At 41.1% G+C, this 12,246-nt stretch carries 11 protein-coding genes; 6 read left to right on the top strand and 5 right to left on the bottom strand.

The window, feature by feature from the left end; all coding sequences use genetic code 11:
• Positions 1–73 precede the first annotated feature (73 nt).
• The gene (locus ACE1TH_RS14630) at positions 74–907 is read right to left on the bottom strand and encodes a class II fructose-bisphosphate aldolase (protein ID WP_375079350.1); all 834 of its coding nucleotides are present in this window, start codon (positions 905–907) and stop codon (positions 74–76) included.
• A gap of 160 nt (positions 908–1,067) precedes the next feature.
• Between ACE1TH_RS14630 and ACE1TH_RS14625 the strand changes: the two genes are divergently transcribed.
• The 4 genes from ACE1TH_RS14625 to ACE1TH_RS14610 all read left to right on the top strand — a co-directional run bounded on the left by ACE1TH_RS14625 (position 1,068) and on the right by ACE1TH_RS14610 (position 5,751).
• The gene (locus tag ACE1TH_RS14625) at positions 1,068–1,913 is read left to right on the top strand and encodes a MurR/RpiR family transcriptional regulator (protein ID WP_099303762.1); all 846 of its coding nucleotides are present in this window, start codon (positions 1,068–1,070) and stop codon (positions 1,911–1,913) included.
• Positions 1,914–1,962: 49 nt separating this feature from the next.
• Positions 1,963–3,327: a GntP family permease gene (locus tag ACE1TH_RS14620; RefSeq protein ID WP_375079349.1), complete on the top strand. Its 1,365-nt coding sequence runs from the start codon at positions 1,963–1,965 to the stop codon at positions 3,325–3,327.
• A 73-nt stretch (positions 3,328–3,400) separates the two neighbouring features.
• On the top strand, positions 3,401–4,321 hold the full coding sequence (gene garR, locus ACE1TH_RS14615; protein WP_375079666.1) for a 2-hydroxy-3-oxopropionate reductase: 921 nt from the start codon (positions 3,401–3,403) through the stop codon (positions 4,319–4,321).
• Complete coding sequence (locus tag ACE1TH_RS14610; protein WP_375079348.1) at positions 4,321–5,751, top strand: four-carbon acid sugar kinase family protein; 1,431 nt, start codon at positions 4,321–4,323, stop codon at positions 5,749–5,751. The genes garR and ACE1TH_RS14610 overlap by 1 nt, the downstream gene beginning before the upstream one ends.
• Before the next feature lie 43 nt (positions 5,752–5,794).
• On the opposite strand, the gene ACE1TH_RS14605 is transcribed toward ACE1TH_RS14610, so the two are convergent.
• From ACE1TH_RS14605 to ACE1TH_RS14590, 4 genes are read right to left on the bottom strand one after another with little or no spacing between them, the layout of a single operon-like run.
• Positions 5,795–6,721, bottom strand: coding sequence for a ketopantoate reductase family protein (locus ACE1TH_RS14605; RefSeq protein ID WP_375079347.1), 927 nt, complete (start codon positions 6,719–6,721; stop codon positions 5,795–5,797).
• Positions 6,722–6,765: 44 nt separating this feature from the next.
• Positions 6,766–8,091 (bottom strand): MFS transporter, encoded by a 1,326-nt coding sequence (locus tag ACE1TH_RS14600; RefSeq protein WP_375079346.1) that lies wholly within the window; start codon positions 8,089–8,091, stop codon positions 6,766–6,768.
• A 13-nt stretch (positions 8,092–8,104) separates the two neighbouring features.
• Positions 8,105–9,283, bottom strand: a complete 1,179-nt coding sequence (locus ACE1TH_RS14595; RefSeq protein ID WP_375079345.1) for a hypothetical protein — start codon at positions 9,281–9,283, stop codon at positions 8,105–8,107.
• A 2-nt stretch (positions 9,284–9,285) separates the two neighbouring features.
• Positions 9,286–9,744, bottom strand: a complete 459-nt coding sequence (locus ACE1TH_RS14590) for an RNA polymerase sigma factor (RefSeq protein ID WP_375079344.1) — start codon at positions 9,742–9,744, stop codon at positions 9,286–9,288.
• 155 nt (positions 9,745–9,899) lie between these two features.
• On the opposite strand from ACE1TH_RS14590, the gene ACE1TH_RS14585 reads away from it, so the two are divergent.
• On the top strand, positions 9,900–11,561 hold the full coding sequence (locus ACE1TH_RS14585) for an FAD-binding dehydrogenase (protein WP_255223917.1): 1,662 nt from the start codon (positions 9,900–9,902) through the stop codon (positions 11,559–11,561).
• Between the two features lie 16 nt (positions 11,562–11,577).
• Positions 11,578–12,234, top strand: coding sequence for an MOSC domain-containing protein (locus ACE1TH_RS14580; protein ID WP_255223916.1), 657 nt, complete (start codon positions 11,578–11,580; stop codon positions 12,232–12,234).
• Positions 12,235–12,246 lie beyond the last annotated feature (12 nt).

Raw genomic sequence — 12,246 nt, 5'->3', positions numbered from 1 at the left:
GGTGTCCTTTGCCACAGAAGAAAAAAGCGAATGATCCAAGGATCATTCGCTCGCTAGTTTATGTTCTGTTGCTTTAGCTTTTATAAAGTTTAATAACATTCTCCATATGGCTGATCATTGCGTTTTGTGCGTTCTCCATCACTACACTAAGATGTGTTTTTGGTTTTGTAGATAACGTTTCCGCCATATTCGCAACGGCTGTTAATGAGATTTCCGTATTGACATTGATTTTGCGAATGCCTTTTTGGATCGCTTGCAATACTTCTTTTTCTGGTGTTCCAGATCCTCCATGAAGAACAAGCGGTGTATCCATTCGTTCTTTCAGTGCATCCAGCAAATCTAAACGAATTTCAGGGTCACCGTCATACATGCCGTGAACAGTTCCGATCGACGCGGCAAGAAAATCAACATTTGTTTTCTTAACAAAATCCGCTGCTTCATCAGGATCTGTTAACCGACCATCGCCAGCTTCTTCATCAGAAAATGCGCCTTTTTGCATGGAGCCGATTTCTGCTTCCACGTGTACGCCGTGCTTATGGGCAAAATCAACGACTTCCTTCGTCTGTTTAATATTTTCTTCTAATGATAGTGCCGAACCATCAAACATCACGGACGTAAAGCCGGCATGAACGGCGCGACGAATCGTATCAAATTCATAACTATGGTCAAGGTGCAGGGCGACATCAACTGTAGCGTTTTCAGCAATCGCTTTCGTAAATGCAGCAAAAGCTTCTAAATTCATATACTCTTTATAGCGCTCGCCGTAAGCAATAATTACGGGCTGATTTTGGTTTTCTGCCGCTTTGACAGCCGCTTGTATCGTCTCTGCATTATAGCAGTTAAAGGCTGCAATTGCGGTACTAGTGTTCTCAGCAAATGCGAGGACTTCTTTTGTTGTAGTAAACATTCTTAATTCCTCCTGTTTTGTAGTTAAAACTACAGCATATGCACATAATAAGCCTCTATTTTCTACAAATCAAGTCGAATTATGTAGAAAAACAAAATATTCCTGTTGTGTAAGCGTTATATATGTAGTAATATTACTACAGAAATGAGGAGGGAAGAAAATGCTTCGGTTTGATGAACGCATTGAATTAAAAAAGAAATCGCTTACGGCGACAGAAGAAAAAATCATTCACCAGTTAAAAGTTCAAGATAAACCCTTCCTATTATCAATGGGTGAACTGGCGGTGCTTAGCCAAGTAAGTGAACCAAGTGTCGTTCGTTTATATAAGAAACTAGAATATCAATCGTATCAAGAGCTCAAGGTAGCGCTGGCCCAAGAAATGGCTGATATGAAACCGTCTTCTTTAGAGATTATTGATATTACAAAAGATGATTCAGCCGACGTAATTTTTGAGAAGATGGGCGATCAACTGTTTCAAGCAATGGCGCTAACCAAAGAAAAACTTGCTAACGATGCGTTCGAATACGCTGTCCAAAAGCTTATTCAAGCCAAACGACTATACTTTTTCGGACAAGGCCTTTCCGCAACAATGGCTGAAGACGGTGCGCACAAATTTATGCGCTTAGGTGGAAACGTTTTAGCAGTGAAAGACCCTCATTACCAAGCCATCTATGCCAGTCATATGAATGAACACGATGTGGTCATTGCCATTTCGCATTCAGGTGAAACGACGAATATTTATGAAGTTCTAAAGATGGCAAAAGCGAGTGGTGCTTATACACTTGCTATTACGGCAAATGAATCGTCAAGTATTGCAAGCGTTGCCGATGATGTTTTGCTTACGCAAGCTCATGAAACAAAGCAACGATCGGATGCAATGATTTCAAGACTCGTTCAACTCGTATTAATGGATACGCTTTATACAAGGGTTGCTGCTGAAGCAGGCGATGATGGGAAAAAGAAAATTAACCAAGCACGCTTAGCCGTAACACGCATGAAAAAATAAACTTTTACGAACGATAACGATAGATGAAAAAACTTACTGAGGTGACCTTATGCTAACAGGCAATGGCTTAATTATCGGCTTTCTAGTCGCTCTTATTATTCTATTTGTACTTATTATTAAATTTAAATGGGATGCATTTATTTCGTTACTATTAATTGCTGTTGGACTTGGCCTTGTGTCGGCCATACCAACAAGAGATGTCCCGAACGTTGTTGCCGAAGGATTTGGCGCAACGCTTACTGGTGTCGGGATTTTAATCGGTTTAGGGATTATCTTCGGACAATTCCTGGCAGCATCTGGCGCAATAGAAAAAATCGCTAGTTCAATGTTACGAGCATTTGGAATCAAAAATTCGCCATATGCACTCGCGGCTACATCAACAACGGTAGCGATTCCGGTTTTCTTTGACGCTGCATTCATTATTTTAAATAAACTTGTACAAAGCTTATCCATTAAAACAAAAATTTCGCTTGCGACGTTTGTAGCGATTCTTGCAATCGGTTTAATCGTTTCGCATAGTTTGATTATCCCTACACCAGGCCCACTTGTTGTAGCAGACCAAATGGGAACAGATATCGGAATCTTTTTCATCTACGGTCTCCTTGTAGCAATTCCGGCTACGTTAGTTGGTGGTGTCCTTTACGGGAAATTTATCGGAAAGCGCATCCCAACTGGTAATCGTTTGGATGACGCAATTGAAGATATAGAAAACGTTGACACAGCGGTTTCGAGTGAAATTCCGACTTGGCTTGCTTATGCCATGCTTGCTTTACCAATCGTATTAATTTTATCAAATACATTAATGAATAATGTTGTATTTGCTGATGCGCAAGATCAGTGGCTGCCTACTTTATTCGCTACTGTTGGTGACAAAAACATGGCACTTTTAATTAGTGTCATTGTGGCAATGTTTGTTTTGCCGAAGTATATAAAAGAATCCACATCAACTGTGTTCCGTCAAGCTTTTGAAGCATCTGGTATGGTTGTCCTAATTACAGGTGCTGGTGGTGCGTTCGGCCGAGTGGTACAAGAAACAGGACTTGGTGATTTACTGATTAATCTTATGCAAGGATTAAACATGCCAGCATTACTACTAGGATTCTTATTCGCACAAATTCTAAGAGCGTCACTAGGAAGCGCTACCGTTGCTCTTGTCACAACGGCAAGTATCTTGGGGCCGATGGCAATTGATTTAGGTGTATCACCAGTTCTTCTTGGACTTGCTATTTGTGCCGGCGGTATTGGACTTTCTTTACCGAACGATTCCGGATTCTGGGTCGTATCAAAATTTGGTCGCTTAACGGTTTCTGAAACATTACGAGTATGGAGTTTAGGTGGTTTTGTTGCAGGTGTGACAGCGCTTGTATTCATCTTCTTACTAAGTGCAATCTCTGGTTTCTTACCAGGACTATAAAATAAAATGGAAAAAACCGACTACAATAGTTGGTTTTTTCCAGGTTTCCTAATAGAGAAAAAGTAGAATAACGATAAGGTGGAGAAAAATCATGAAAAAACGCGTAGGATTTATTGGATTAGGCATTATGGGGATGCCGATGACTCGTAATTTAATTAAAGCAGGTTTTCAAGTAACGGCTTTTGATTTGAATCAAGATGCAGTGAATTTGATTGCTTCTGAAGGAGCGACAGCAGCATCTTCAGGAAAAGAAGTGGCGCAAAATAGCGATGTTATCATTACTATGCTTCCTAAAGGTGAGCATGTCCGTGCGGCTTTGTTTGGCGTAAATGGTGTGATTGAAGGCGCAGAAGAAGGGTTAATTATTGTTGATATGAGTTCTGTATCACCGGTTGATTCGAAGCAAATGGCAACACATGCAGCTGAAAAAGGGGTTCACTTCTTAGATGCTCCTGTAAGCGGTGGAGAACCTAAAGCAATTGACGGTACACTTGCTATTATGGTTGGTGGTGAAGAATCAGTATTTGCTCAAGCAAAACCAGTTCTTGAAGCGATGGGAACCGACATTGTACTTGTAGGCGACGCTGGTTGTGGAACAACAGCAAAACTCGCGAATCAAATTATTGTGAACCTGAATATTGCCGCTGTATCCGAAGCACTTGTGTTAGCGTCAAAAGCGGGCATTGATATTGAAAAAATGTATCAAGCGATTCGTGGTGGACTCGCTGGAAGTACTGTAATGGATGCAAAAATTCCGATGATCCTGGACCGTAACTTTGTTGCAGGTGGGCGCATTGATATTAATATGAAAGATTTAACGAATGTCATGAACACAGCGCATGAGATGCATGTGCCACTTCCGCTTTCAAGCCAACTTTTAGAAATCTTCCATTCCTTAAGTGCTGATGGAAAACAGGCAATTGATCATGGCGGCATCGTGCAACATTATGAAAAATTGGCGAATGTGATTGTTCAGCGTAAGGAGGACCAATAATGAAACATTTACAAGCAGCGGAAACATTTGCAGGCATTAAAGCGATTGACCGAGAAAAGGTGCAATCATTGTTGAAAAAAGAGCTTGAAGGTTCACCGTACAAGATTGTTGTGCTAGACGATGATCCGACCGGCATTCAAACCGTTCACGGTGTATCGGTTTTTACAGATTGGACGAAAGCGTCGATTCAAACTGGATTTGAAGAAGACAAGTCTATGTTCTTTATTTTAACAAATTCACGTGGTTTCACAGAAACAGAAACAAAAGCAGCGCACGAAGAAATTGCACAGCGCGTACAGGAAGTTGCAGATGAGCAAAACACACCGTATGTACTCATTAGCCGTGGTGATTCGACGTTACGAGGCCATTTTCCATTAGAAACGGAAACGTTAAAAACGACGATTGAAGCAATGGGACAAAAGCGCTTTGACGGCGAAATTATTATGCCGTTTTTTAAAGAAGGTGGGCGCTTTACAATTGATAACGTTCATTATGTACAAAATGGAGAAGAACTCATTCCAGCAGGGGAAACCGAATTTGCAAACGACCGTACATTTGGTTTTGCTTCATCTCACTTAGGTGAATACATTGAAGAGAAAACAGAAGGTCGTTTTACGAAAGAGAACACCATTTATATTTCACTAGAAGATTTAAGAAATAATGAGATTGATAAAATCACTGCGCAAATCCTTGAAGCAAAAGATTTTCAAAAGATTGTTGTCAATGCAGTAGGCTACGAAGATGTAGAAGTGTTTACGATTGCTTTTATGAGAGCTTTAAAACAAGGCAAACACTATATGGCCCGTAGTGCAGCGGCATTTACAAAAGTCATTGGTGGCATTGCGGATAAACCACTTTTAAAAAGAGATGATATGGTAACAAAAGGAACTCATGGTGGCTTAATTGCAGTAGGTTCGCATGTAAAGAAAACAACGGAGCAACTGCAACACCTTTTAAACAGTGGTCTTGTAAAAGGAATCGAGTTTGATGTGCATCTTGTTCAAGATGATGAGAAGTTTGCCCATGAAACAAAGCGTGTCCGTTTAGCTTGTGAAGAAGCCATTAAAAATGGGGAGTCTGTTGTATACTACACGCGTCGTGAGCGCCTAGATCTAGGTGACAATATGCAAGAGGAAGAGTTAAAGCAATCGGTGAAAATTTCGGATGCGGTAACAAGTATCGTTCGCGATTTAGAAGTAGAGCCAAGCTATATCGTTGCCAAAGGTGGCATTACATCAAGCAGTATTGGAACCGTTGGTTTACATGTTTCTCGAGCTGAAGTGGCTGGACAAATTAAACCGGGCATCCCTGTTTGGAAAACGGGACAAGAAAGTAAATTTCCTGGAAAAGCGTATGTAATTTTCCCAGGAAACGTCGGGCAGCCAGAAACATTAAAAGAAGCTGTTGCGATTTTAGAAGGAAAAGAATAACAACGATGTTCATCATAAGCGTCCTTTAAGGACGCTTATTTCATTATGGTTGGCTTAACAATCGTTGATTCTCATATAAGCGAAGATTTGTAAAAACTGCTAATAAGGAAGGTGGTTCAATGTCGTGTTTCAGGCCTTTTTCGACCAAATAACCTTGAAGATGATGGGCTTCCGTTGTGGACTGACGCTCCATGTCGCGAAGCATCGATGATTTCATACCAAAACCTACGGATTCAAAGGTGTGCATATGGTCTGAAATAATAGTCGGCGACAATGGTGCACCTTCCGCTTTCATAATGGCTGTACACTCAGTCAAAAGTTTGCGAATGAACGTTTTTCCCTCTTCTAATTCGCGAATGGGGCCAATGCTTGAGCGGAAAAGTGTGGTAATACCTGAAGCAACGGTAATAAAGAGGTATTTATGCCAAATTTCCTGTTCTACGTTAGCGGAGAGTGTAAATTCTGCTTTTGTACCAGAAAGGTGTGCATGAAGTTGCTCTACCGCTTGTTCTTGCTTTTCTGTTCTGCTTCCATAAACAAGTCGATGTACTTGGCTTGTCTGTAAAATGGTATCGTCAGAATCGACAGCGCTTTCAATAAAGCAAAGTCCACCAATCACGTTATGTTTAAATGCTTGATCAAGTATTTCGTAATGGGCAACGCCGTTTAACAAAGGTAAGAGTAATGTATGTTCGCCTACAAATGGATGAACATCTTCAATGGCTTGCTGCAATTGATACGATTTCGTTGTAAATAAAATAAGGTCAAATGGTTCTGCATACTCACTTGTCGTAAGTAATGAGGGGGTAAGTTCGATGTTGCCATGAATACTTTCAACCTTTAACCCGGTTTCTAAAAGACGTGCTTTTTTTTTCTCTCGTACTAGAAACGTGACGTCTTCCCCTTTTTCAGCAAGTCTTGCGCCGAAATAACCACCAACGCCACCTGCTCCAACTGTTAAAATTCGCATATGCTCACTCCTTTCTATTTCAGTATAAAACAAACCCACAATAATTACCTTATCTGTTGCGGATGTGAAGGGGATTTTGACGTCTTTTTTATTTTAAAAATGAGCGGAAGAATCATGCTGACGATTAAAAAGAGCCCGGATAAGCCAAACATCACTTGAACGCCTAGCATGGAAGTGAGAAAACCACCAGCAAGTGGGGCGATAATAATAACAAGGCTGGATAAGGATTGGGAAATGCCTGCAATCGTGGCAACGTCATCGTCAGCAGGAATGGTTTGAATCGCATAATTGATTGTTGTAATCGAAATGCCCGTTCCGATGCCGCAAATAAACCCTAGCCCTAAAAAGAGAACGGTCGAGCTTTCTGGGTGAAGAAAGCTAAAACCAATAAATGAAAAGGCAATTAGCGCTTGTGCGGCGCTTATCCATGCAAGAAAATGACCCATTTGTTTAAACTTGTTTAAGATGACAATGATCGTAACCGCCCCAATGCCAATAGTCGAAATGACCCACGTTAGTAGTTGAGGTTCGTTAGGTGCTAATTCTCTAAAGAGGATTGGAAACTGTGAGTCCACAAATTGTACGCAAAAGAGGCCAACAACTAAAAGACTAAACAAGACGATTAAAACAGGGTGCGAGAATAACGTCTTCCAGCCAGCCCGAAGTTCTTTAAAAATCGGTTTTGTTGATGGAGAGAGCGTTTGTAAGGAATGGTCGTTAAAAAGATGTTGAATGGAAAAAAGTATGCAAGCAGAAACGAGAAAAGCGACAGCATTAAGTAACAGCAAGGTTTGTGGAGCGACGATCGTGAGAAACAACCCACCAACAAACGGGACGATAATTTTTGCGCCTTGGCTGACTAATCCATTCCGTGTTACTGCTTTTAAACGTAAGGATTCTGGGACTAGCTGTCGAACTAATTCTTGTTGAATTGGAAAGTGCACCACATTGACCGTGCTACGCAATGCTAGAAACAATAAGGCAAACCAAGGATGTGGCGAGAAAAAAAGGCCAATGGTAAAGCAAGCGGTCAGAATGTCAGCGAACGCCATTATACGTAATTTATTGAATTTACGGGTTAACGGCGCAACCAATTGTGAAAAAAGGACTTGTGGCAAAGCTAAGGCAAAAGGGATGAAGCCAAGAAAAATCGGACTTGATTGCCAAATATAAGCAAAGATGACCATGATGGCGATGGAATCAAACCACTGTCCAGTAACGGAAATACTATACGATGTAAAAAGGGACCGGTAGCCACGAATTTGCCAAATAGAGTGTGGTTGGTTTGACGCTTTTACGCGTTTTGCCAAGGTATGCGTATGTGCATCTTGACGTAATCGCTTAATATGGTCATGGGGAGGAGGATGCATTGATATTCCCCCTCTAGAGACTTAACTCTGCGTAGTTTGTATTCTCTTGAGCGTCTGTCCCACATTTAATTCTTCCTTTGTTTTCAGCGAGTGCTTCTTGGATGACCGTTTTTGTTTCCTGGTCTTGAACAGAGATGTCGCCTAATAAAATAATAGAGTGATCTAGCGTGTGTTGGTAATCAATAGGATCTTCAATGGTTAAGTGCTGATTGACAAGAATGGTAGTTGGTAATTTTAGCTGCGAGAATCGTTCTTGATGCCATGTGTCTTTTTCGATAAACAAAAATTGATCAGAATAGGTATAGACATCAGTTTCAAAACGATTAAGCTTCTCATAGATTAAATCCTCCACATCTTCGTGACAAAAGATAAAAGAATGAGAGTGAATCGACGTAAACGCTTGATCTAGTGAATCTCTTGTCACGTCCTTTTCAAAAATTAGAGGGGATGCCGTGTAAACCTTTGCTTGCTTAAATCGTTTAATGGATCGATTAGAAAGGTGAAACGTCTTTTCTAAGCGTTTAAAGTTAGTCGGAATCGTGTGCGTTGTTCCATTTACAGTTGCGTTTGCGAGTAAAGTTGATACATGATGTTCATATAATTCTATTTTTCCGTTAACAAAGAGTGCATCTAGTTTTTCGCGACAGACATCTAGATCCAGATTTTCATCTACCATTACTTTTCCGTTACATAATAAAGTGGTTTGATCTGGCAAACCTTTCACGAATTCAGTCGTTAAATGTGTGGTGCCTGACATGATTTTCGGTTCTGGTCCATTGAATCCTAAGGTGGTACCTGATTGTTTAGTAATAAGTGGTGCAACGGCTCCTTTTAACGAAGTAGGTGCGTAAACGACGCCATTAACGATAAACGCACAAGTTGATTTCTTAATTGTTCCGAATTGAATATCGTCTTTAAATACAAGCAATCCATTCACGATCACAACTTGATTCACTTTTGTATGTTCGAGATACTGATTATCTACTGTTAGGTAGCCATTTATAACTTGCATATTTTCTTTAATTTTAAGTGATTGCGCAAGGTTCCCGATGGAGAGCTTCGGCACAAGTGCGGCGGTTTCAGCTGTGTAAAGCAAGAGTGCAACGTTTTTAATATGAGTAATTGAAGCAATACTTTCCTCTGTAGCCTCTGTAAGATCAAGCAATGCCACATTTCCTATTGTTCTTCCCATTATTATTCCTCCTTTAAAAGGTCTCTTAGTCGTTGAACGGCTTTTGTTAATTGATAGCGCACGGTACTAGCAGGAATTTCTAACTCTTTTCCAATCTCGCTGCTTGTGAATCCGAGCCAATAGCGTTTGAATACAATGTCTTTTTGAGTTGGAGACAGATCGTCTAGAAGATCCATTATTTCGAACGTATGAAATTCTGTTGGTAAAAACACAGGTTCATCACCTTCACTTAGTGCTGCTTGTCGTTTATCTTTTCGGCGTATATCAATGAGTTGATTTTTCATCACGCGATAAAACCAAGCTTTTTGTTTGTGATAAGGCCAATCAGATAAATCCATAACGTGGAGTGATTTTTCCCAGGCGTACTGCATTAAATCACTTGCTTCATGAACGTTTGCTGCTATAGATAAAGCAAACCGACGGATATCTTGTTCTAATAACTGATGGTGGATTTCAAACATCGCTGCCTCCTCTCGTCGCGGTTTTCATAAAGATAACGTTTGACTAAACGGAATTGTTGGGGATTTGTTCACTTTTTTGAAAAAAAGCTGATTACGCTTTATTTTACAGGAGTTTTATTTCCTAATGGAGTATTGAATGAGAGAGGTGAAAAGTAATGGAATATGATGCGGTTGTTGTTGGGGCTGGTTTGTCCGGTTTAGTCGTGGCGACGGAATTAGCTGATAAAGGAAAGCTCGTTCTAATCGTTGATCAAGAACCAGAAACTTCGTTAGGCGGACAAGCATGGTGGTCATTTGGTGGTTTATTTCTCGTGAATTCGCCTGAGCAGAAAAGGTTAGGTATTCGAGATTCTTACGACTTGGCTTGGCAAGACTGGCAAGGATCAGCTGGGTTTGACCGATTAGGGTCGATCCAAAGTGAAGATTATTGGGGCCGGAAATGGGCGGAGGCGTACGTGCGATTTGCAACGTATGAAAAAAGACAGTGGTTAAAAACATTAGGCATTCGATTTTTTCCCGTTGTTGGTTGGGCAGAGCGTGGAGGCAGTCTTGCGACAGGACATGGAAATTCGGTACCTCGGTTTCATATTGTTTGGGGAACGGGACCGGGTATTCTTGCTCCATTCTTAGAAAAATTCGTTCATTATAGAAAAAAACAGCAGATCCACTACGCGCCTCGACATCGGGTGGACCAACTATTGCGAGAAGGGAAAAGGGTCGTAGGAGTAGCTGGTCATATTTTACAGTCATCGACGGCTAATCGAGGAGAAGCAAGTAATCGTGAAGAATTGGAGCCATTTGAATTCTTTGCTCGAACAACCGTTGTGGCGAGCGGTGGAATTGGCGCGAATCTTGATCGAATCAGACAATACTGGCCAAGTCGGTTAGGGGAACCACCAACAAACATGATTCATGGAGTTCCTGCTCATGTTGATGGCAGGATGCTCGATATTACTGAAAAAGCTGGTGGGCGACTCGTCAATCGAGATCGAATGTGGCATTATACAGAGGGAATACAAAATGTTGAACCTGTCTGGCATAAGCATGGCATCCGCATTTTACCTGGCCCTTCATCCATTTGGCTTGACGCAAATGGGAATCGCTTTCCTGCGCATGATTTTCCAGGTTATGATACGCTTTCAACAATGGAAGCAATTCAAAAAACAGGGTATTCCTATTCATGGTTTATTCTCACAAAAAAGATTATTGAAAAAGAATTCGCGTTATCAGGATCAGAACAAAATCCAGATCTGACTGAGAAAAGTGTAAAAAAGGTGCTCAAGCGCCTTTTACCAGGACCTCCAGCTCCTGTCCAAACGTTTATTGATAAAGGAGCAGATTTTATTACTGCTCATTCCATTCAAAGTCTTGTGCACAAAATGAATCAACTGGGAGAAGGGCCTTTTCTAGATGAACATCATATTTATCAACAAATTTATGCACGGGATCTAGGGTTGCGCCATTCTACTTCTAAAGACGCACAAATCATGGGAATCCGCCATGCGCGTCGTTCAATCGGAGATAAGCTTGTCCGTGTAGCAAAGCCTCACGAAATTCTTGATCCTAAAAATGGGCCGTTAATTGCGGTGAAACTCCATTTGTTAAGCCGAAAAACATTGGGAGGTCTGCAAACAAATGATTCGGCTCAAGTGTTAAGTGAAGACGGTGAACGAATAGAAGGACTATACGCAGTTGGCGAAGCGACAGGTTTTGGCGGTGGAGGCGTTCATGGCTACCGAGCGCTTGAAGGGACTTTTTTAGGAGGATGTTTATTTACTGGAAAAATTGCCGCAGAAGCGATTTTAACACAAGAATAAAAGGGGTTGAATTATAATGGAGAGAACAATTTTTTCATTGTCCACAGGCTTACCGCAAGAAATGCAACAAGCAGCCATGAAAAAACCGCTTGTGACGGGAATAAAAAAAGCCAAAATTGAGCGTGTTTACTTAACAAAGGATGGCTTTATAGGCGATGGCGTTGGAGACAAAAAGAATCATGGCGGACTTGATCGAGCAGTCTGCTTTTATCCACAAGAACATTATCCACAATGGGAAGAAGAGCTTGGTCGAATGCTTCCGAACGCAGCGTTTGGAGAAAATCTAACCGTAGCAAATATGTTGGAAGAGGCCGTCTTCATCGGAGATATTTATAAGGTTGGAGAAGCGGTAATTCAAATTACTCAAGGTCGTATCCCGTGTAGCACGATTGACAACTATACGCAGGCAAATACGCTGCTAAAGCGAACGATCGAAACAGGATTCACTGGGTATTTAGCGCGTGTACTAGAAGAAGGCAATATTTCATCAACATCGTCCATCGAATTATTAGAAGAACACCCTAAAAAAATGTCAGTCCTCTCATGCAATCAAGTCTATTTTGCAAATGAAGATTGGCATGCAATGGAAGACATTGCGTCGATTGAACCGCTTGCGGCGGACTGGAAAAGACGTTTAGCTAAACGCATTGATCGATTAAAACAACAACGATAAGAGAGTAGGGCG

It is taken from the genome of Shouchella sp. JSM 1781072, from assembly GCF_041949915.1.
In the GTDB taxonomy this organism is placed as follows: Bacteria; Bacillota; Bacilli; order Bacillales; family Bacillaceae_D; genus Shouchella.
This window is presented reverse-complemented; position numbering and strand designations above follow the sequence as displayed.

Excerpts from the sequence above, each read along its gene's own strand:
- ACE1TH_RS14595 (WP_375079345.1), bottom strand. The coding sequence starts at position 9,283 with ATGGGAAGAACAATAGGAAATGTGGCATTGCTTGATCTTACAGAGGCT.
- ACE1TH_RS14590 (WP_375079344.1), bottom strand. The coding sequence starts at position 9,744 with ATGTTTGAAATCCACCATCAGTTATTAGAACAAGATATCCGTCGGTTT.
- ACE1TH_RS14625 (WP_099303762.1), top strand. The coding sequence starts at position 1,068 with ATGCTTCGGTTTGATGAACGCATTGAATTAAAAAAGAAATCGCTTACG.
- ACE1TH_RS14600 (WP_375079346.1), bottom strand. The coding sequence starts at position 8,091 with ATGCATCCTCCTCCCCATGACCATATTAAGCGATTACGTCAAGATGCA.
- ACE1TH_RS14610 (WP_375079348.1), top strand. The coding sequence starts at position 4,321 with ATGAAACATTTACAAGCAGCGGAAACATTTGCAGGCATTAAAGCGATT.
- ACE1TH_RS14620 (WP_375079349.1), top strand. The coding sequence starts at position 1,963 with ATGCTAACAGGCAATGGCTTAATTATCGGCTTTCTAGTCGCTCTTATT.
- ACE1TH_RS14580 (WP_255223916.1), top strand. The coding sequence starts at position 11,578 with ATGGAGAGAACAATTTTTTCATTGTCCACAGGCTTACCGCAAGAAATG.
- ACE1TH_RS14585 (WP_255223917.1), top strand. The coding sequence starts at position 9,900 with ATGGAATATGATGCGGTTGTTGTTGGGGCTGGTTTGTCCGGTTTAGTC.
- ACE1TH_RS14605 (WP_375079347.1), bottom strand. The coding sequence starts at position 6,721 with ATGCGAATTTTAACAGTTGGAGCAGGTGGCGTTGGTGGTTATTTCGGC.
- ACE1TH_RS14630 (WP_375079350.1), bottom strand. The coding sequence starts at position 907 with ATGTTTACTACAACAAAAGAAGTCCTCGCATTTGCTGAGAACACTAGT.